The organism is Gemmatimonadota bacterium (assembly GCA_026706345.1).
GTDB lineage: Bacteria > JAAXHH01 > JAAXHH01 > JAAXHH01 > JAAXHH01 > JAAXHH01.
Map to the genome: position 1 here is coordinate 1 of JAPOYX010000134.1, position 19,765 is coordinate 19,765.

Annotated in this window: 18 protein-coding genes; 12 read left to right on the plus strand and 6 right to left on the minus strand. The window is 62.5% G+C overall.

Annotated features, from left to right (window positions below):
• Window positions 1-134 precede the first annotated feature (134 nt).
• The 9 genes from OXG98_08565 (at window position 135) to OXG98_08605 (ending at window position 10,622) form a co-directional block, all read left to right on the plus strand.
• Entirely contained in the window at window positions 135-764 is a 630-nt protein-coding gene (locus OXG98_08565) for a DUF1080 domain-containing protein (GenBank protein MCY3772058.1), read from the plus strand.
• A 54-nt stretch (window positions 765-818) separates the two neighbouring features.
• On the plus strand, window positions 819-3,014 hold the full coding sequence (locus OXG98_08570; protein ID MCY3772059.1) for a TonB-dependent receptor: 2,196 nt from the start codon (window positions 819-821) through the stop codon (window positions 3,012-3,014).
• Window positions 3,015-3,078: 64 nt separating this feature from the next.
• Entirely contained in the window at window positions 3,079-3,471 is a 393-nt protein-coding gene (locus OXG98_08575) for a hypothetical protein (GenBank protein MCY3772060.1), read from the plus strand.
• A gap of 8 nt (window positions 3,472-3,479) precedes the next feature.
• A complete protein-coding gene (locus OXG98_08580) occupies window positions 3,480-4,496 on the plus strand; it encodes a hypothetical protein (GenBank protein ID MCY3772061.1) in 1,017 nt (338 codons plus the stop codon).
• 54 nt (window positions 4,497-4,550) lie between these two features.
• Window positions 4,551-4,838 carry a hypothetical protein gene (locus tag OXG98_08585; protein ID MCY3772062.1) on the plus strand — a complete coding sequence of 96 codons (288 nt, stop codon included), beginning with the start codon at window positions 4,551-4,553 and terminating at the stop codon, window positions 4,836-4,838.
• 21 nt (window positions 4,839-4,859) lie between these two features.
• Window positions 4,860-5,075, plus strand: coding sequence for a hypothetical protein (locus tag OXG98_08590; protein ID MCY3772063.1), 216 nt, complete (start codon window positions 4,860-4,862; stop codon window positions 5,073-5,075).
• Window positions 5,076-5,134: 59 nt separating this feature from the next.
• Entirely contained in the window at window positions 5,135-8,110 is a 2,976-nt protein-coding gene (locus tag OXG98_08595) for an amidohydrolase family protein (GenBank protein MCY3772064.1), read from the plus strand.
• A 40-nt stretch (window positions 8,111-8,150) separates the two neighbouring features.
• Window positions 8,151-9,578, plus strand: a complete 1,428-nt coding sequence (locus tag OXG98_08600) for an amidohydrolase family protein (protein MCY3772065.1) — start codon at window positions 8,151-8,153, stop codon at window positions 9,576-9,578.
• A gap of 27 nt (window positions 9,579-9,605) precedes the next feature.
• The gene (locus OXG98_08605; protein MCY3772066.1) at window positions 9,606-10,622 is read left to right on the plus strand and encodes a Gfo/Idh/MocA family oxidoreductase; all 1,017 of its coding nucleotides are present in this window, start codon (window positions 9,606-9,608) and stop codon (window positions 10,620-10,622) included.
• A 74-nt stretch (window positions 10,623-10,696) separates the two neighbouring features.
• On the opposite strand, the gene OXG98_08610 is transcribed toward OXG98_08605, so the two are convergent.
• On the minus strand, window positions 10,697-11,494 hold the full coding sequence (locus tag OXG98_08610; protein ID MCY3772067.1) for a sugar phosphate isomerase/epimerase: 798 nt from the start codon (window positions 11,492-11,494) through the stop codon (window positions 10,697-10,699).
• A gap of 169 nt (window positions 11,495-11,663) precedes the next feature.
• Here OXG98_08610 and OXG98_08615 point away from each other — a divergent pair, with 169 nt between their 5' ends.
• The 3 genes from OXG98_08615 to OXG98_08625 are packed head-to-tail and all read left to right on the plus strand — an operon-like array spanning window position 11,664 to window position 15,949.
• The gene (locus OXG98_08615; protein MCY3772068.1) at window positions 11,664-13,070 is read left to right on the plus strand and encodes a transporter; all 1,407 of its coding nucleotides are present in this window, start codon (window positions 11,664-11,666) and stop codon (window positions 13,068-13,070) included.
• 48 nt (window positions 13,071-13,118) lie between these two features.
• Window positions 13,119-15,113: a hypothetical protein gene (locus OXG98_08620; protein ID MCY3772069.1), complete on the plus strand. Its 1,995-nt coding sequence runs from the start codon at window positions 13,119-13,121 to the stop codon at window positions 15,111-15,113.
• 17 nt (window positions 15,114-15,130) lie between these two features.
• On the plus strand, window positions 15,131-15,949 hold the full coding sequence (locus OXG98_08625) for a sugar phosphate isomerase/epimerase (GenBank protein MCY3772070.1): 819 nt from the start codon (window positions 15,131-15,133) through the stop codon (window positions 15,947-15,949).
• 81 nt (window positions 15,950-16,030) lie between these two features.
• On the opposite strand, the gene OXG98_08630 is transcribed toward OXG98_08625, so the two are convergent.
• From OXG98_08630 to OXG98_08650, 5 genes are all read right to left on the minus strand, one after another.
• On the minus strand, window positions 16,031-16,843 hold the full coding sequence (locus OXG98_08630; GenBank protein ID MCY3772071.1) for a M55 family metallopeptidase: 813 nt from the start codon (window positions 16,841-16,843) through the stop codon (window positions 16,031-16,033).
• A 120-nt stretch (window positions 16,844-16,963) separates the two neighbouring features.
• A complete protein-coding gene (locus OXG98_08635) occupies window positions 16,964-17,791 on the minus strand; it encodes a 1,4-dihydroxy-6-naphthoate synthase (protein MCY3772072.1) in 828 nt (275 codons plus the stop codon).
• Between the two features lie 61 nt (window positions 17,792-17,852).
• On the minus strand, window positions 17,853-18,629 hold the full coding sequence (gene mqnB / locus OXG98_08640; GenBank protein MCY3772073.1) for a futalosine hydrolase: 777 nt from the start codon (window positions 18,627-18,629) through the stop codon (window positions 17,853-17,855).
• A gap of 96 nt (window positions 18,630-18,725) precedes the next feature.
• Window positions 18,726-19,547: a methyltransferase domain-containing protein gene (locus OXG98_08645; GenBank protein MCY3772074.1), complete on the minus strand. Its 822-nt coding sequence runs from the start codon at window positions 19,545-19,547 to the stop codon at window positions 18,726-18,728.
• Window positions 19,541-19,765: Gfo/Idh/MocA family oxidoreductase (locus OXG98_08650; GenBank protein ID MCY3772075.1), on the minus strand; the 225-nt coding region annotated here is incomplete at its 5' end. The genes OXG98_08645 and OXG98_08650, both read right to left, overlap by 7 nt.

Sequence of the window (19,765 nt, forward strand, 5' to 3'; positions counted from 1 at the left end):
ACGGTCGGCGCCAGCGGCCATCCAGCCGAACTGGTCGCGTTGAAGCTGGGCGAAGAGCCCGAAGCCGAAGAAGGCGAATAGCCGGTAAGACGGAGAATTGGGTAAGCATGAGCGCAAAACAGAGGAGATTCGTAATGAAACGTTTCATGTGGAGCGTGGCAGCCGCAATGCTGATTCTGACCGGTATACATGGCACGGCCGCCGCGCAGGACAATATGCTGACCGACGCGGAGCAGGAAGCGGGCTGGAAGCTGTTGTTCGACGGCCAGACCCTCCTGGGCTGGACCCACCGCGGCGGCAGTGCCATCTGGGCGGTGGAAGACGGCATGCTCACCGGCGAGGTGACGGGCCGAGGCCCCGGTTACATCGGCACCTACGACGAGTTCACGAACTTCGAACTGAGCGTGCAGTTCAACCAGGACGCGGGGCACAACAGCGGTGTCTTCGTCCGCGGACCGCGTGATACCGGGGCGCGGGTGAACCAGTACTCCTTCTACGAGATCAACATCGCGGACACCCACGGTTCGGGCTATACCACGGGCAGCATCGTGGCACTGGCCAAGTACGAGCCGCCGCCGCAAACCGAGGGCCAGTGGAACACCATGATCATCACCGCCGACGGACGCGACATCACGGTCACGTTGAACGGGGAAGAAGCGGTCAAGATCCAGGACTCCTCGCACTACAGCGGCGTAGTCGTGCTGCAGGCCTTCGGCCAGGGCAAGATCCGCTTCAAGAACGTCAAGATTCGTGCATTGGATTAATGAACACCGCGGGGCGGGCGATCCGTCCGCCCCGCCGCATCGATTCGGTACACGATGAAAACGATTCTCCCAGCCTGCGTCGTACTCCTTCTGCACGTATCCCCCGCCTTCGCCTGGCAACAATCCACTTCGGATACCACAGACGTCCAGGTAGATTACGTCCTTCAGCCAGTCGAAATCACCGCTACCCGCTATATCCGGGACATCCTCGACGTACCCTATGCCGTGGACAGAGTGGGGCGGAACGAGATCCAGCTTGGCGAACCGGGACTGTCGCTGGAGGAGAGCGTCCGCAGCCTTCCCGGCATCATCGTGCACAACCGCAACAACGTGTCGCAGGGCGACCGGATCAGCATCCGCGGCCTGGGCAGTCGGGCGTCGTTCGGCGTGCGCGGGGTGAAGGTGGTCCTGGATGGCATCCCCCTGACCATGGCCGACGGCCAGTCCCAGCTCAACAACCTCGACCTGACCTCGGCGGGGCAGATCGAAGTACTGCGCGGTCCCAGTTCCTCGCTTTACGGCAACGCGGCGGGCGGAGTCATCCAGATACGCACCGAAGGGTCCCCGGACACGCCGCTGGAGGTCACCCCCCGTTTCATAACCGGCTCCCACGGCCTGCGCCGCATACAGGGCAAGGCGGCCGGCAGTTCGGGCGACTACCGGTTTCTCGTAAACTACAATACGCTCTGGTTCGACGGTTTTCGGGACCATGCCTTCGCGCGATCGACCGGAATCAATTCGATCGGGAAACGGATGATCGGCGAAACCTGGACCGTGACGACCGTGGCCAATTACTACAACGCCCCATACCAGTACAACCCGAGCTCTCTAGACAAGGCCACGGCCGAGTCGGACCCCGCCAGCGCGAGGGCCTTCGTTCAGCGACAGGGCGCGTCCAAGAAGGTCAGGCAGGTCCAGGGCGGCCTGTCCCTGCGTTACGAGGCGCCCGGGTCCCAGGGGGAGATCACGGTATTCGGGATGGGACGCACGCTGTTCAATCCCATCCCGGGCCGGATCATCGACCTGGACCGCATGGCCGGGGGAATTCGGGGAGTGTACAGCCGCGAGGGAAGGATCGGAAACAGCGGATTCCGGATGACGGCCGGAGTAGACCTGGAGATACAGCGCGACGAACGGCGTGAATTCGGCAACGGCGGCATTCCGGGCGACCTCGTGGGCACGCTGGACGACGCCCGCGTTTTCGACGAAATCTCCCGCGGCGACAAGCGGCTGGACCAGGACGAAGGCGTCGATGGTCTCGGCCCCTTCGTGGAACTGGAATGGTCACCCGGGCCCGATATATCCGTGACCGCTGGCGGGCGGTACGACCGGTTTCGATACGAGGCGGCGGATCGGTTTCTGAAGGATCAGACCGACGATTCGGGAACGCGGAACATGGCGCAGTTCAGTCCCCACCTGGGCTTGGCTTTCCGGCCCGCCCCGCTCACGGCGGTGTACGGCAATTTCTCCACCGCTTTCCAGACGCCGACCACCACGGAACTCAGCAACCAGCCCACACAGGCCGGCGGTTTCAACCCGAATCTCGAGCCCGAACGGCTTCGCGGCTTCGAAGCGGGCGTAAAGGGATTCCTGCCCGATGCCGGATTGGCCTATGACGCGGCCCTCTTCGCCTTCGGCATCCGCAACATGCTCCAGCCCTTTCAAGTCGACGATCCGGAGACGGACGAGATCTTTTATCGTAACGCGGGAGAGACGAGCAACCGGGGTATTGAACTGAAAGTGACCTGGTCCCCCCGTCCCGGGTTCGACCTCTCGCTGGCCTACACGGGCATGCAGTTCGAATTCAGCAATTTCGAGGTGGAGCGCGAGGTCGACGGAAGCACGCGGCGGTACCAACTGTCCGGCAACGAAGTGCCCGGCGTACCGCCCCATCACCTGTTCGCCGGTCTGGCCTACGCCCACCCCGGCACCGGTTCCTTCGTCGAACTGAACGCCCAGTGGACCGCGGAGTATTTCGCCAATGACTTCAACGGTCCCGCGCCAGGGAGTGAGAAACCGGAATCCGATTTTGTGAACGACGGCTACGGCCTCGTTGATTTTCGCATGGGAATCGAGTACAATAGCGACGGGGTCGGCGGAATTCTGTTCGCCGGCGTCAACAATCTGTTCGACGCGCGATATAACGGATCCGTCGTGCCCAACGCCTTCGGGGACCGCTTCTTCGAACCCGCAGCCGGCCGGACATGGTATATCGGACTGGGCCTTCCCGTAGGCGTCGGTTCGAGATAGCGGCTCGATTGCCTGCGTGATTGTTTCGGAGTATGATCCGTTCCAGAAGCCACAGGAGTAGTCCATGAACTCGTTTCTACGCGTACTCGGCCAGATCGCCTTCGTCATCGTTCTCGATGCCATAGTAATCGGCCTGATCTACTACGAAGCGGAACGATCGAAAGTCGCACTGGCCAATGCCAGGGCCGAAGCAGCCAAGCCCGTGACGATGTACGACCCGCGGACAGGGCTGGAGCTGAACCATCGGACCAGGCTGATCATGGGCGACGGCTATCCCGTGGTGGAACGGGAATGCGCCCAGTGCCACCCCACCCAGATCATCCGCTCTTACCGGGCGAACCGCGCGGAATGGCTGGACGCTATCCGGTGGATGCAGGCGGAAAAGGGACTGAAAAAGTTCGATCAGAAGACCGAAGAGACCATTCTGACCTATCTGGAAAACTACTACGGCAAGTAACCCTACCGATGGCCCATCAGGTCGACACCGAAATCGATGCCATAGAATACGCCTTTGACCGGGGCTGGTCGGACGGCCTGCCCGTCGTGCCGCCTACCCGCGATCGCATCGACCGGATGCTGGCCGCGCACGGTCTGGAGCCTGACCGGGAAATCGGACGGGTACCCGAACGAAACCGGACCATCACCGCGGAACTGGTTGCGGCCAACTCGGTGATGGCCGGTTGCACAGATACGCTTTTTCCCGTCGTCCTGGCCGCGGTGGAGGCCGTACTGAACCCTGAATTCAATGTCGTCGGTCCATCGGCCAGCACGGGCGGAGCCGCACCGCTGGTCATCGTTCACGGTCCCGCCGTGGCGAAGCTCGGCTTCAACACGGAAACCGCCGTGCTCGGCGCCGGGAACCGGGCCAACCTCACGGTGGGCCGAGCCCTGAACCTCGTCATCCGTAACGGGATAGGAAGCGTGCCCGGAGACCTGGACCGGGCGACCGTAGCCCATGCCGGACGCATCGCGTACTGCCTGCCCGAAGCGCGATGCGATGGGTGGCCGACGCTGGGGGACGATCTGGGGGTTCCTTCGGGAACAAGCGCCGTTACGGTTCTCGCCGCGGAAGCTCCGCACTCCGTGGCCGACCACGTCCACCACGAACCCATGGGCCTGGCGGCATCCTTTGCGAAAGTCGCCAGGGCGACCAACTATGCCGGGGCCGCCATCGTGTTCGTCATCTGCCCGGAACATCGGTCGGTCTTCAGTCAGGCCGGATGGACGCGGGCGATGATCCGTGAGGCGCTTTTCGACCGCACCACGACCACGGGCAGGGAGATCCGCTTCACGGGCCGGCACGACGACCTGGACCCCGATGGACGCATCACGTTGACGCCGGCCAAAGAGGATATCTGGATCGTCTTCGCGGGAGGCACCGCGGGCGGGCACTCCGCCGTGATCCCTCCGTGGCTGGGATCAGGCAGGGGCGTCGGATCCAGGCCGGTGACCAAGTATATACATGTATCTACGGATGCCTGACCAAAAGAGCCTGGGGAAAATCCGCCAGGAACGAATGAAGCGGGAAGGATGAATATGCCTGTAACCCTCGTCGACCCCACCGCCTCCGCCGGTCCGGCGGCCCTCCGGCATGCCCGCCGGCCGTTGGGGTCCCTGCACACCGTAGCCGCGCTTGTGGGCAATGGCAAACCCAACTCCGACGTGATCCTGCGGGGCGTGTTCGAGGGGTTCAGGAAGCGCCTCGCCCATCCCGTGGAAGCCGTCGAGTACACCAAAGAAAGCGCAAGCCGGGTCCTGTCGCCCGACATGACCGATCTGATCGTTCGAAGATGTAATTTCGCCCTGGTGGGCGTCGGCGACTGAGGCTCCTGCAGCGCGTGCAGCATGCACGATGCCCTCACGCTGGAGAACCACGGACTGCCGTCCGCACTGCTGTGCACATCCAGCTTCGCGCATACCGCGCGGGTCATGGCGGAGCAGTTGGGACAGGGAGATTATCCCATCATCGAGATCGAGCACCCCATCGGCAGACTGGACGGAGACGGGATCACCGAACGGGTCGAACAGGCCCTTGGCCGCGCAGCCGATCTATTGTTGTAAGATTATGCGGGGCTGTTAGTTCCAGCGACAACTTGAAATGTTACTTCAGGAGGAAATCCATGAAGCAGTCGTGCAGATTCATCCTGGCCGCCTGCCTGCTGGCCGGGGTGATCGCCCACAGTGCGCGGGCCCAGCAGACGACGCCGCAGGCGGGACTCCGAGAGAACCCGTCGCGCGTACACGCCCTCGAGAATGCGCGAGTGTATGTGCGGCCCGACCTCGTCATCGAGGGAGGCACCGTGGTCGTCCGGGACGGCCTGATCGTGGAGACGGGAGTGTCGGTCGAGGTCCCGTCGGACGCCCGCAGATGGGACTATTCGGGCATGACCATCTATCCGGGCCTGATCGAGATGTTTACCCAGGCGGGACTGCCGGGAAAGGCTGAAGACAATATCGCGGGATCCTCCTACTGGAACCCCGCCGTCCGTCCCGAGCGCGCGGCCGCCGAAGCGTACCGAATCAATGAAGCGGAGATCGTGAGACTGCGGAAATCCGGATTCGCGGCGGCCATGGTGGTGGCGGACCGCGGCGTGTTTGCGGGAAGCAGCGCAGTGGTCAAGCTCGGTGCCGGAACGCCCAACGAGAACGTCCTGAAGCGCGATGTCTTTCAGCATATCCGCATGAAGCGAAACCGAAACCGCACCTACCCGGCGGCCATGATGGGCGTGGCGGCCCTGATGCGCCAGACGATCCTGGACGCGCAGTGGTTCCGGGACGCCCACGCCGCCTATGCATCGAATCCGCGGCAGGACAGACCGGAGGAGAACGACGCGCTGGCGGCACTGGATGATGTGGTCGCCCGGAACCAAGCCGTCCTCATGAGTGTCGACGACGACCACGCCTTCCTGCGGGCCGCCCGGCTGGCGGAGGAGTTCGGACTGCGATTCCTCGTCAGGGGCAGCGGCCATGAGTACCGGATGCTGGACGCGGTCCGGGCCGCTGGCGTCCCCGTCATCCTGCCCATTGACTTTCCCCGGTCCGAGGCGCTGTCCGTCTCGACGCCCGAAGACGCTTCGAACGTGACGCTGGAAACGCTGCGGCACTGGGATCTGGCCCCGGGGAATCCGGGCCGATTGCATCGCGCGGGAATCCCAATCGCGTTGAGCAGCACGAGACTGGCGAGAAGCACCGATTTTCATGATCGCGTGCGGGAGGCCATAGCGCACGGGCTCGATTATGAAGCCGCGCTGGCGGCGCTCACCACGACCCCGGCATCTATGCTCGGGATCAGCCGGCAACTCGGAACCCTGGAACCCGGAAAACTGGCCAGCATGACCATCACCGACGGACCCCTCTTTGGCGAGAACGTGAACGTGCAGGACGTGTGGGTCGCCGGCGACCGCTACGTGGTGACGCCCCGCCCAGCCGTCGATCCCCGCGGCGGGTGGATGGTCATCCTGAAGGGTGACAGCCTGTCCCTGTCTATCAATGGTTCCCTGAATTCGCCGAAGGGTTCGGTCGATATCGACGGGGCAGCCGTTAAGGCGGACCGCATGGAACTCGATGACGCCCGGATCGCCTTCAGCCTCGAAGACCAGGCACTGGGAGAAGTCGGCGTATGGCGTCTGTCGGGTTCGATCCGGGGAGACCGGATCGCGGGACGGGGCGTCCGCCCGGACGGAGAAAGCGTGACCTGGACCGCGGAACGAACCCGTGCGAGAGAAGCGGAACCGGCCGAAATACCGGAGTCCGTCTCGATGGGCGATGATCCACCGGAACTGTATCCTCCCGGCGCCTTCGGCCGGGAAAGTGCACCGGAGCGGCCGGAGCACATCCTCGTCCGGAACGCCACTGTCTGGACCCTGGACGACCAAGGCAAACTGGAAAACGCGGACCTTCTGATACAGGCGGGTAAAATCGTCGAAGTCGGTACCGGTCTCGCCGCGCCCGGCGGCGCCCTGGAGATCGACGGCACCGGAAAGCATGTTACCCCCGGGATCATCGACGCCCATTCGCACACGGCCATCCTCGAGGGCATTAACGAGGGGACGCAGGCCGTGACCGCCGAGGTGGGCATCGGGGACGTAATCGACAGCTACGACATCGCCATGTACCGGGAACTGGCTGGAGGGCTCACGGTGGCCAATGTGCTGCACGGTTCGGCCAATCCTATCGGGGGCAAGAACCAGATCATCAAGCTGAGGTGGGGAGCCGGCCCGGAGGAACTCAAGTTCACCGAGGCCAAGGCAGGCATCAAGTTCGCCCTGGGCGAAAACGTCAAGCGCAGCAACTGGCGTGTTCTCAGCGACCGGTATCCCCAGACCCGCATGGGCGTCGAACAGATCATCCGCGACCGTTTCCTCGCGGCCCGGGAATACCAGGGGGCCTGGGACCGGTACAACGCTCTGGCGGATAAATCCGGCGTCGTGCCGCCGCGGCGCGATCTCGAACTTGAGACGCTACAGGAGGTCCTCGCCGGAGAACGGCTGGTCCACTGTCACTCCTATCGTCAGGACGAGATCCTGATGCTCATCCGGGTTGCCGACGAGTTCGGTTTCACCATCGGCACCTTCCAGCATGTCCTGGAAGGTTACAAGGTCGCCCCCGAGATCGCCGCCCACGGCGCGGGTGCTTCCGCGTTCAGCGACTGGTGGGCGTTCAAGATCGAAGCCTATGACGCCATTCCCCACAACGGGGCGTTGATGCACGAGGCGGGTGTGCTGGTCACCTTCAACTCCGACAGCGATGAACTGGCCCGGCGCTTGAACACCGAAGCCGCCAAGGCGGTGAAGTATGGCGGGGTCGATGAGGTGGAGGCCCTCAAATTCGTCACGTTGAACGCTGCGATACAACTGGCCATCGATCCCTACGTGGGTTCGCTCGAGCCGGGCAAGGATGCCGATTTCGTGATCTGGAACGGCCATCCCCTGTCCACCTACACGAAATGCGAACAGACCTGGATCGACGGAAGGAAGTACTTCGACATCGACGAGGACAGGGAGATGCGGACAGAAGTGGAGAAGGAACGGACGCGGCTGATCCAGAAACTGCTGAAAGCGCCCGAAACCGACGAAGAAGAAGCGCCGGAGGCGTAGGCGCGGAACACGCCGGTCTCCCGGCGAATGGAGGTTGGAAATGATGGTATTGTCCCGCAGGAGCCATGGAACCGACCCTTCGGCGAAGGGCGCTGCCGGCGCGCGGTGGATGCGAAGGATGATGCCCCGCGCTGCCGGCCCGTGGCGGATGCGAACGATGCTGCTCCTGTTGATTCTGGGGTTGGCGCCGGATCCTGTGGTCCGGGACGCGGCGGCCTCGAAACAGAAGCCGGCCGGACCGCAGGTACAACCCATCGCGTTGACAGGCGGCACCGTCCACACCGTGAGCGGCGCCATCATCGAGGGCGCCACGATACTCTTCGAAGCCGGCGTCATTACCGGAATCGGGACGGACCTGGATCTGCCCGAAAACACTATGGTCGTGGACGTAACGGGGAAGCATGTATATCCGGGGCTGCTCGCGGCGCCGACGAACCTGGGCCTCACGGAGATCGGTTCGGTCCGGGCCACCCAGGATAACGTGGAGATCGGAGACATCACCCCGAGCGTGCGAGCCGTATCCGCCGTGAATCCTGACAGCGAGTATTTTCCGGTCGCCCGGGCGAACGGGATATTGACCGCTCTGACCATGCCGAGCGGTGGACTGATCGCCGGCCTTTCCGGCCTGATCGCGCTGGATGGATGGACCACCGAAGAAATGACCCTGGAGACCACAGCGGGCCTCCATGTGCAGTGGCCTTCCTATCGTATCTTCGACTTTGAGGGTTCCTCCAGCAGGGAGGAGCAGGTCGAAGCGCGCCGGGAAGCCCTGACGAAGCTGCGCGACGCCTTCAGAGAAGCCAGGGCGTACATGATCGCGAAAGAGGCCGAAGAAGCCGGTGGGGCCCCATTCCATCCCTCGGATCTCGGCTGGGACGCGATGATTCCGGTCCTGAGGAAAGAACTACCCGTATTCGTCCACGCCGCGGAAGAAAAGCAGATCCATGCCGCCATCGACTGGGCACTTGCCGAGGACGTACGGATCATCCTGGTCGGAGGCACTGACGCATGGCGGGTTGCGGACCGCGTGAAGGAACACGATATCCCCGTGATCATAGGCGCGGTGCACTACCTGCCCGCGCGCCGGTGGGAACCCTACGACACGCCCTTCACCAACGCACTGAAGTTGCATGAGGCCGGCCTGACCTTCTGCATCGGCCAGGGCGGGGGAGCCTCAAACGTGCGGAACCTGCCCTACCACGCCGCAACCGCGGCAGCCTACGGCCTGCCGAAGGAAGAAGCGCTCAAATCCGTCACCCTTTATCCCGCGCGCATCCTGGGCGTGGAGGACCGATTGGGCTCCCTGGAGACGGGCAAGGACGCCACCCTGATCGTTACCGACGGAGACCCGCTAGAGATCATGACCCGCGTGGACCAAGCCTTCATCCGGGGCCGGCCCGTTGACCTTAGCAGCAAGCACACCGATCTGTACGACAAGTACCGGGCCAGACTGGAACAGTTGAAGTGACGGAAGGCATCTGAACCAGGCACCGCTATGTCCCATTCCATACTCCTCAGCGGCTGCGGCAGCGCCGGAAAGTACGTGGCCCACGTGGCTGAACAGAGCGGTCGTGCCTGGGTGACCGCCCTGTTCGACCCGACCGAAGAGAAGCTTACAGCGACCGGGTCCCTCTATCCCGAAGCCGTTACCGGTGACGACCTCGGGTCGCTCATCGCGGATACGAGTCCGGACATCGTCGCCGTGGCGGGACCGGACCACCTGCACGCCGACCAGACCATCCTGGCCCTGGAACTCGGGGCCCATGCCCTCGTGGAAAAGCCACTGGCCACGACTGTCGCCGATGCCCGGCGCGTGATGGACGCCGCCGAACGGACGGGACTGACCGTGATGACCGATCATACCATCCGGTACATGTATCCGTGGCGGGAGATGTCCCAGACCGCGAGATCGGGCGAAATCGGCGACATCTTCTTCGTCCAGGGCGACTACATCCACGACATGTGGTCCATCTACCATCCCGGCGGACGTGGACATACCCCCTGGCGGATCGACCGGGAGAACCCGCAGAACATACTCCTGGGCGGCGGCTGCCATCCCATCGACAACATCCTGTCCACAGTGGACTCCCCAGTCATCGAAGTTTTCGCCTATGGCAGCAAGCGGTCCGTGCCCGAGTTTCCCTCGGACGACTGCTATATCGTTATGCTGAAATTCGAGAACGGGGTGCTCGGGAAGGTCTTCGTCTCCAGCGGTTGCTCGGGACACGGCATGGGAGGCGGCATGCTGGCCGTCTACGGCACAGACGGCACCCTGTGGAATGGAAAGCTCTACCGGCGCGGCGAGGAACCCGTCACGCTGCCCGATGCATCAAACGATGCGGCGGTGGGAGGACACGGCTGGGGCCGGTCCGTCATCGACTTCCTGGACACGCTCGACGGCAAAATGGAAAACCCGATCCCAGCCCGGGTCGGCGCCCGCGTAGTCGCCGTCTGCGAAGCCGGACTTGAGTCTATTCGCACCGGACTGCCGCAGAAGCCGGAATGGCCGTGAGTCGTCGCGACCGGCTGGCCCCGGTACTCTAAACGCCCGTTCCTCTAAGCCGAGCGTCCCCTGACGCGGCGTACTTACCCAGGCTTCAGCCCACGGAGATAGGCCATGCTCTTTTCTACCGCATCGCACAGACCGGCCTTCCGATAGACCTTTACCGAAGCAAAATGGGAATACCCGATGCGTTCCAGGGCATCGAGGACGGCAGCGAAGTCTATCCGGCCGGTGCCCGGAAGTCCCCCGTGGCTTTCGCAGAGATGCACGTGACGGAGACCGGCGCCGCAGTCGTAGATGGGCTGAATGGGGGAGATCTCCTCGATATGCATGTGGATGGTGTCGACCATGGGGCGGAGGGAGGTGGATCCGGTGCACAGGATCAGGCGCCGGACTTCTTCGACGCTGTTATTGAATCCCACCTGGAGGTGGTTTACCGGTTCGATCACGATGTCGATACCCCTGGTCTCGGCTTCCCGTCCCACGTGCTCAAGGCAGGAAGCGATCCGTTCATTGGCCACGGCAGGGTCGGGTTCGTCGGAGCGCAAACCCTGCAACAGGCCGATCACCAGGACGGCATCAAACCGTTCCGCGGTTTCCATGTATTCCACCAGGCGCTCGACAGTTCGGTCGCGGATGGATGCGTCCGGTGTGCTGAGACAGAGTCCCTCCTCGTATGCCGAGCCCGTGAGCAGCGAAACGACGGGCAGATCATTCGCCTGGGCGGCGTCCTCAATATCATCCAGACGACCGGCTAATTCGGTGGTGAGGTTCAGTTCCACGCCGGCATATCCGGCGGAACGAATGAAACGGAAAGTTTCTTCGATACTCCCGACCCAACCCGACGGGGGATCTGCGATCAGGAAGCTGAGACGGTCCATGGATTCAAGTCCCTGCGGGCGCGCTCGCGGTGTCGATCGGGGTTTGGCGGTCAGATTAACACCCGGCGCTCATGTTCCTCGCGGCACCTACAATATAGGTTGTTGCCTGAAGTGCCTGATAGATGTTTCTTAGTTGAATCCGATCCAATCTCACAATCCAGGAACCCCCATGGAAACCGACCTCGGTATTCTCTCCATCGTGCCGCCAGCCCTGGCCATCGTGCTGGCCTTCCTGACTCGGAACGCCGTGTATTCCCTGGCGGTGGCCTGCCTGGTGGGCGTCCTGATCTCGGGCCAGGGTCCCCTGGGGTTTTCCGAGCTAATGATCAACGCCATCGGAAACACCAGTTTCTCCTGGGTGTTCCTCCTCGAGATCTGCATCGGGATCATGATCGCCTTCTTCATCCGCACCGGCGCCATCCAGACCTTCACCCAGTGGGTGGCGTACCGGCAACTGTCGCGCAGGGGCGTGCAGCTCTGGACGTGGGTGCTGGGCATGTTCGTCTTCTTCAGCGACTACTTCAGCCCGCTTTTTGTCGGAACCACGATGCGAAGCCTGGCGGACAAGGCGCGCATTTCCAGGGAGAAACTGGCCTACATCGCCGACTCCACCTCGGCTCCGGTCATCGTCCTCATGCCCTTTACGGGCTGGGCGATCTACATCTCGGGGCTTACCATCGGCATGGGCCCAATCGCCGATGCCGGCGATGCGCTGAACGCCTTCATTCATTCCATTCCGTACAATATCTACGCCCTGGCGGCGGTGATTCTGGTCGGCATGTTCGCCGCCGGGGTGATCCCCGAATTCGGTCCCATGAAAAAAGCGGAACGCAGGGCGCTGGACGAAGGCAAGGTGCTTAGGGACGGCGCGGTCCCGCTCATCGGACGGGAGCTGACCGAAACCCCCATGTTCCCGGAAATAAAACCCCGCCTGTTCCTCAACTTCATCCTGCCGGTCATCCTGATCATCGTCATCGTCCTCGGCTCGTTTATTCTCACGGGGTCCGCGAAGACACTGGAAGCCTATCTCGCCGTCGTGATCTTCCTCGGGATTTCGATTCGTATGCAGGGGATCAGACTGAACGACATCATGGACACGGCCATGACGGGCATCAAGGGGATCATGCCGGCCATCATGATCCTGGCTTTCGCATATACGATCAACCAGCTGAGCAAAGACATGGGCACGGCCGACTACATGGTATCGATCACGAGGGATTTCCTCACTCCGTCCATGCTCCCCCTGGCTACCTACCTGCTGGCGGCCGTGATGGCCTTTTCCACGGGCACATCCTGGGGCACCTTCGCCATCATGTTGCCGATCGCGGTGCCCGTAGCCCTGGTTTACTCGGGAGACGCGTTGACCGATATCGTGTACGCGACCATAGCGGCCGTAGCCGGAGGCGGGGTCTTCGGCGATCATTGCTCCCCACTCTCCGATACCTCCATTCTCGCTTCGACGGGTGCGGCATCGGATCATATCGATCACGTCAGGACCCAGATTCCCTATGCGATGATCGCCGCCATGCTGACGGGCGTCGTATACCTCGTCATGGGCCTTACCGTGTGGACCTGATCGTATGACCAGGATGTGCGGACCGAGCCCCGTCCCAACTATCGTCAGATGACATCGATCGCATCGGTCTTCCTCCAGCGCATCCGTTCCTTCCGGGCGGTCCTCATCGGGGCCGCGCTTTCGGTGTTTATCGGCTTCACGGGGGAATTCAGCGCCAACCTGATCGGCTACGAACCTGCAGCGACCCATCTCCCGCCGGTTTTTCTCGTTCCCTTTCTGTTCTGCGTGCTGCTTCCCAATACCCTGGTCGCACGGGCGCGTCCCGCCGCGGCGCTCTCATTCTACGAAATGATCATGATTTTCGCCATGGGCTGGATCGCTTCCACGGTGCCCGACCAGGCCATGACCAAATACCTGCTCGTCGTGATCACCGCCCCCTTCTACTTCGCTTCCCCGGAAAACAGCTGGGAATCCATCTTCTTTCCGTATCTGCCCGATTGGCTGGTCCTCAGCGACAGGTCGGCGGCGCGGGTCTTCTACGAGGGACTCCAGTCGGGCCAGACCATCCCCTGGGCCGCCTGGCTGTCACCGATGTTCTGGTGGGGATCCTTCATTCTCGTCCTGCTCTTTGTCGGCGCGTGCATCGTCGTCATGCTCCGAAAGCAGTGGGTCGAGCACGAACGCCTCCAGTTTCCCCTGGGCGAAGTGGGCCTGCACCTGATCTCGCTGGGCGGCGGCAAAGGAGAGGGCGGCGACCGCTGGATCCAAATCGGTGCGGTCGCCATGTCCTTCGTGATGGTCTGGAACATCGTTTCCTTCTGGGGCGTATGGCCCCCGGTCCCGATCATGGCGGAACACTCGCAGATCCTGACCCTGGATCCGGCCTTTCCCGGACTCATCTTCCGAGTAAACGTATTCGTACTGTGTCTGCTGATCTTCGTAAACCGTGACGTGCTGCTCAGCATGTGGCTGTTTCTCGTCTTCTACGTGCTGCAGGAGGGATCGCTCAACCTGGTTGGCATCGGGTCCACGTCGGGCACCATCATTCATGGCGGCCTGGCGGGGATACAATCCATCGCGGGGCTGGTTACCTTCGTCCTTGTCGGCCTGTGGATGGCCCGCCGGCACCTCAAGGTCGTTTGGCGGCACGCCCTGGGCCGGAAAGGCGAGCTGGACGACTCAGAAGAGCTTTTTACCTATCGGACAGCCGTCTTCGGCTTCCCGCTGGGTCTTCTCTTCATTATCTGCTGGCTGTACGCCGCCGGCCTGTCCCTGCCGATCATGGCACTGTTCATCACGCTGCTTTTCATCTTCTACATCGCCCTGGCCCGCGTCGTGGCGGAAACAGGCTTGGTGACGCTCGACCTGCCCATCAACAGCCACCAGTTCTCCATCGCCATCGTGGGGTCCGCGCAGATCAGCCACGGCGATCTCACGGCCTTGGGCATGGCCAACGGGTTCGCCCGCAACTGGCGCACCTTCACCATGATCGGTACGTCCCACGTGGCCTGGCTGAAATCCCGGTGGCGCCAGCACCAGCAAGCCCAGGCCGCTCGACTACGGGACGCTTGGGTTTCCGGGAGCGGGAGCTCGGCAAAACACCTCTTCGCCGGCGTGGCCGTCGCGTTCTGCCTGAGCGCCGTGGCCTCCATCGGCTACGTCATCTACGCCGGAAACACCTTCGGTGCCCAGAACCTGCGGACCGACCTGGGTACGGACCGAGGTATCCGGTTCTACGACCTGATCGTGACCTGGGTCAACAACGCTACGCAGATCAGCGACCTCGAAATCCTGTTTTTCGGGAGTGGGGTCATTATGATGATCGTGCTCCTGGCCGGGCGGTTTCTTCTTCCGTGGTGGCCGCTCCATCCCATCGGCATGGTCGTCGTCATGTCCGCCCCGGTCAGGAACGCGTTCCTGACGATCTTCCTGGCCTGGCTGGTCCAGACCATCGTGTTCCGCATCGGCGGTCCGACGCTTTACCAGAAGGTCCGCCGGATGTTTATTGGCATATTGCTCGCCTATCTCTTCTGGCAGCTGGTCGCCATGGGGGTAGACCTGGCCTGGTTTCCGGACCGGCCCCATCGATGGGAGTCCTACTGAGAAAGGGGAATTGACACATGCAGTTCATCATGTTCACCAAGCACCTCGAGGGTCTCTCGCTGGCGGAAATCGCGGAGAAACTGAAAAGCGTGGGGGTTTCCGGAGCCGACCTGTGCGTACGGGACGGATATCCGGTGAATCCCGGGAATATCGGCCGGGCCCTGCCGGAAGCCGCGCGGGTGCTTTCCGATGAAGGACTTTCCATTCCGCTCGTGACCGCGCCGGGGGATTTCACTACGGCCAAGCTGGACTACGCGGAGAGATACTACGAGGCCTGCGGGGAGAACGGCGTAAAACACATCAAACTGGGGTACTGGCACTGGTCGCCGGGATCGGACTACTGGGCGGAACTGGACCGTGCGCGGAGGGAACTGGAGGGATTCCAGCGCCTGTCGGAGAAAACCGGTGTCAAAACCGTCGTGCATAACCACTCGGGCCACTCCATGGGCCTGAATTCGTCCGCCGTCATGCACGTTGTACAGGGATTCGACCCCCGCCACGTCGGCGTGTTCGCGGACGTTGGACACCTGTCCATCTGCGGAGAGCCGATCGACATGGCCCTCAACATCGTTCGGGAGTACCTGGCCGTCATGTCCTTCAAGGACCTGAAGCGGGTACAACGGGTCCACGATGGCGAGCGGCGGTGGGAGGTGGACGTGGTTCGCCTGGGCACGGGTTTCGGGGACTGGAAGACGGTGCTGTCCACGCTGAAGGCCCAGGGCTTCGACGGGCCCGTCAGCATGCACAGCGAGTACGGCGGCGAGCCCGTGGACACGGTCGTCGATCTCGCCCGGTCGGACCTGCGGTTCATCCGGAACCTGATGGAACAGCTATAAAGGAGCGTCGTCTGATTCTGCCGATCGGCAGACGCACGCACGACGCACGACGACGGCCGGGTTAAAACCCGGTCCTGCGTGCTACCAGTGCCAGATCTGATTCCAGGTCTCCATCCAGTCCCGGCCCTCGCTGACGACAGTCAGGTCATCGGGAAACGAGACCCCCGGCCTGCCCTTGTAGTGCGCGGCGTTGTCCACGGTGTCCAGTTCGATCGTGATCCTCGTAGGCGCCGCCGGCACGTAGGGCTCGATGTCCGGCAAGTCCAGCAGCGCCCGCCGCGTGCCGTCCTCGATCATCTGCCGCGCGCGCGCCGGGGGGATCTGCCGGGCCGAGTATCTAGACAGGCCGCGTTTGACGGCCACGACAGGAAGGTTCTCTCCCAGCAGTTCCCGGGATTCCCGGCATACAGCCTCGTCGCCGGTGACCAGCAGCACGGGACAGCCGTAGTGTCCGCAAAGTGCGGCGTTGATACCGACTTCGCCCACTTCGTCGTCGTTGAATCGCAGGCTGCGCCAGCCCGTGGTGGAGATCGTGTGGCACATGACGCCGTCCGCCGTGTTCGCCCGGGCGTGCATGCCGACGAAAACCGCGGCGTCGCAACCCGTCTCGAACATCTCGGTGTAACGCGACCAGGGATGCTTGGCCACCCATTCACAGCCGGGATCGAGCAACTCGGGCACCAGCGAATTGAAGGTCCAGTCCCCTCCGGCGCCGTGGCAGTCCACCACCACGATTTCCTTCGCGCCCGCGGCCCGGGCGCCCCGTACGGCGGCGTTGATCTCCTCTGTATACAGCCGCCGGCCTTCCTCGTACATGGGCTTTCCTCCCGTGACCTGGTCCCAGGCCACAATGCCGCTGACGCCTTCCATGTCCGTCATGATCAGTATGCGCATGATACTTCCTCTCCGTGCTAAGGGTAATCTGCTTTTTTGTCCCGCCAGGGTGTCGTTCAAGGGCGGCCGTCATTCGACCGCGGCTGTTTTTCGTCAATGGTCGTCATTCGACAGTAGCCGTCATTCGAAAAGGGCAAGTTCCGAAACCGGGACGATACCCACGTCCTCGGCCCGCGCGTACAGGTCTTGAATCGCCGCTTCCCCGTCATCGCCGTACTGCAGCGAATACCTGTTAACGTAAAGATCGATGTGTTGCTGCATGACCGTTTCATCCATCTCCTGGGCGTGGCGCCGGATATAGGGCCTCACCTCATCGGGATGGGCGTAGGCGTATTCGATGCTCGATCGTATGGACCGGTCGAGGCACTCGTGCATCGCGCCGCCCAGGTCCCTCCGCGCGAGTATACCGCCCAGGGGAATCGGGTGTCCCGTCTCATCCTCCCACCATGCGCCGAGGTCGATCACCTTGGACAGGCCGTATTCGGCGAAAGTGAACCGGCTTTCGTGGATGATTACGCCGGCGTCGACGTCGCCGCGTTCACAGGCCGGCATGATCTCGTCGAAGGGCAGGTAGATCAGTCGATCCAGGGCGGGATCGAAAAGCCTCAGCAGCAGCGCCGCCGTGGTCAGCCGGCCGGGCACGGCGATCTTCTTGCCCTTCAGCCGTTCCGGCTGAAGGGGTTCTCTCGAAACCACCAGGGGGCCGCAACCTCTGCCCAGGGCCCCGCCGGCCCGGAGCAGGACGTAGTGGTCCCGGACGTAGCCCAGGGCGTGAAAGGAAATCTTGGTCAGATCGAGTTTGCGCTCCAGGGCCATGGCATTCAAGGTCTCTATATCTTCCAGCACTTCCCGGCACCTCGGCGCATCGGGAATTCGACCACGCGTCATGGCGCAGAAGATGAACGTGTCGTTCGGACAGGGCGAATACCCGAGGGAAAGGACGGTCATGATCCTGCCTCCTTACGGGCTGCGTCCGGGAGCAAAAAACGGGCCCTGATTGTGCGCCGCCTCATAAGACTCCATGTTCTACGATCAACTGGACCGCCTGCTCACAGCACCGGATCGCCAGGGGCAGATCCCACTGCGACAGATCCCTGTCGACCACCCGGTTGCTGATGCCGCGGATCTCCACGAAGGGTATCCCGTTGGCCGCGGCAACATGGGCCGCCGCCGCCCCTTCCATGTTCTCGCATATCCCGTCGTAACGGGCGGCCATCGTGTCACCGACCGCCTGCACGCCGCTGCATTGCTGCACGGTGATGAAGGGGCCTGCGGCAATCTGGCGTGTCGATATTCCTTCCAGCCCGGATACCAGGCATTGCCGGATATTCTCGGCTCGCCCGCCGTCGAGCGGTATCCTGTTGTACAGGGGCTCTCTGAGCGTCCGGCCGGCCGGCTCGTGGTCGTCGGTCCGGGCGGGAAGCATGGGAAAGCCCATTCCCTCCAAGTCAACCCAGCCTTTGGGTGTCAGCACGCCTGTATCGCCGTAGCATTCCTCCGTTGCAATGGCGATGTCACCGACTTGGAGACCGGATCGCACGTAAGCGCCGCCCACACCGAATTGCAGGATCACGGCGGGTTCGTGGCGGGTCAACGCCAGGGTCAGCGCCGCGGCCGTGTTGACCTGTCCCACGCCGCCCTCGACCAGGAGCACCGTCTTCCCGGACAATAATCCCTGGTGCCAGGGCCGGCTCAGGGGACGTTCCGATCCTGAGATTTCCATCCGTGCCCGGACCGGCTCCTGTTCCATATTCGTTGCGGATATGAGTAATGAATCCAGTTTCATGGCTTAGGTTGCCTGACGGTTTCACGAATGACCTGCAAAACAGGAATACGCTCGCTGGATTCCCGCTGGGTTCCCAGCGCCCGGCATGGTCGGGTCCTACTTTGGAACCCGGCCCTCAACGGCCAGTAGATAAAGCGTCTGGGAGACGGCGGTTGAATCTAACCACTCCCGGTAATCCGCTTCCGCGGTCGCTCTTTGCAATTCTGACAGGTACCCATCACGTACCATTTGAAGTCCGCGCGTTTGAGCGACCACTGCCCAGATGCCCAGCCGCGACTTGAAATCGGTTTGAGAACAGTCCGCATGTTCGTGATGTGCCGCTACCTGGATATCCACAAGCCCCAGTCTCTCCAGGTCGGGAGCAAGATGATCGGCAATCGCGTTGTCCATGCCGGCATCGGTCCGCCAGGCTAGGAACGCTTCGTAAAACACCATCACGCTCGGAGGTGGACGGGGGTCCCATACGATCTTTTCGTGATTGTAATCCAGGGCCAGAAACCATCCTCCCGGCCTTAATGTGCTTATGCAGCATTCGATCGCCCTTCCGGGAAATGGGAGCCACTGGATCACTCTGGCCGCGCTCGTCAGGTCAAACACGCGATAGAACGGAACGTGGTAAAGATCCGCCACGACGTAATGGGGGGCGCTCGACTGTGCGCTGCGGGCCTGGCGGATCAGGTTGGCGTCGACATCAAGACCTACGGTAATGCCGGGATCGGTTTTTTCGAAAATCCCCCTTGTAAGCGCCCCGGTTCCGCAGCCGGCATCCAATACACGCATTCCGGGTTGGAGCAGTTCGTCGAGCCGCCGGTGCGAGAAAGAAAGCGTTCGTTCATTCAGGATCTCTTCCGTACCGGATGGCATATGCGCTCGTACTCGTGCTTGATCCGCACCTTTCTTTCTGTCCCGCGTCAGCATTCGACATCGACCCAGCTGCCCGTTTCGTGGGACTTGACCGCCGCGTCGATCACGAGCTGGGCCGCCAGGCCGTCCCGGAAGGTGGGCGGTTCGTCCTCATCCCGCCGGATGTTGCTCAGAAAAGATGTGACAAGGCTATCATCGACGGGGGACTCAGGACATTTGACGGGCAAGTATTCCGCTTCCGAGGACCGTTCCATGAGGCGTCTGTCGCCTGC

Coding starts and splice junctions, on each gene's coding strand:
- OXG98_08565 (MCY3772058.1), top strand. CDS start 135: ATGAAACGTTTCATGTGGAGCGTGGCAGCCGCAATGCTGATTCTGACC.
- OXG98_08570 (MCY3772059.1), top strand. CDS start 819: ATGAAAACGATTCTCCCAGCCTGCGTCGTACTCCTTCTGCACGTATCC.
- OXG98_08575 (MCY3772060.1), top strand. CDS start 3,079: ATGAACTCGTTTCTACGCGTACTCGGCCAGATCGCCTTCGTCATCGTT.
- OXG98_08580 (MCY3772061.1), top strand. CDS start 3,480: ATGGCCCATCAGGTCGACACCGAAATCGATGCCATAGAATACGCCTTT.
- OXG98_08585 (MCY3772062.1), top strand. CDS start 4,551: ATGCCTGTAACCCTCGTCGACCCCACCGCCTCCGCCGGTCCGGCGGCC.
- OXG98_08590 (MCY3772063.1), top strand. CDS start 4,860: ATGCACGATGCCCTCACGCTGGAGAACCACGGACTGCCGTCCGCACTG.
- OXG98_08595 (MCY3772064.1), top strand. CDS start 5,135: ATGAAGCAGTCGTGCAGATTCATCCTGGCCGCCTGCCTGCTGGCCGGG.
- OXG98_08600 (MCY3772065.1), top strand. CDS start 8,151: ATGATGGTATTGTCCCGCAGGAGCCATGGAACCGACCCTTCGGCGAAG.
- OXG98_08605 (MCY3772066.1), top strand. CDS start 9,606: ATGTCCCATTCCATACTCCTCAGCGGCTGCGGCAGCGCCGGAAAGTAC.
- OXG98_08610 (MCY3772067.1), bottom strand. CDS start 11,494: ATGGACCGTCTCAGCTTCCTGATCGCAGATCCCCCGTCGGGTTGGGTC.
- OXG98_08615 (MCY3772068.1), top strand. CDS start 11,664: ATGGAAACCGACCTCGGTATTCTCTCCATCGTGCCGCCAGCCCTGGCC.
- OXG98_08620 (MCY3772069.1), top strand. CDS start 13,119: ATGACATCGATCGCATCGGTCTTCCTCCAGCGCATCCGTTCCTTCCGG.
- OXG98_08625 (MCY3772070.1), top strand. CDS start 15,131: ATGCAGTTCATCATGTTCACCAAGCACCTCGAGGGTCTCTCGCTGGCG.
- OXG98_08630 (MCY3772071.1), bottom strand. CDS start 16,843: ATGCGCATACTGATCATGACGGACATGGAAGGCGTCAGCGGCATTGTG.
- OXG98_08635 (MCY3772072.1), bottom strand. CDS start 17,791: ATGACCGTCCTTTCCCTCGGGTATTCGCCCTGTCCGAACGACACGTTC.
- mqnB (MCY3772073.1), bottom strand. CDS start 18,629: ATGAAACTGGATTCATTACTCATATCCGCAACGAATATGGAACAGGAG.
- OXG98_08645 (MCY3772074.1), bottom strand. CDS start 19,547: ATGCTGACGCGGGACAGAAAGAAAGGTGCGGATCAAGCACGAGTACGA.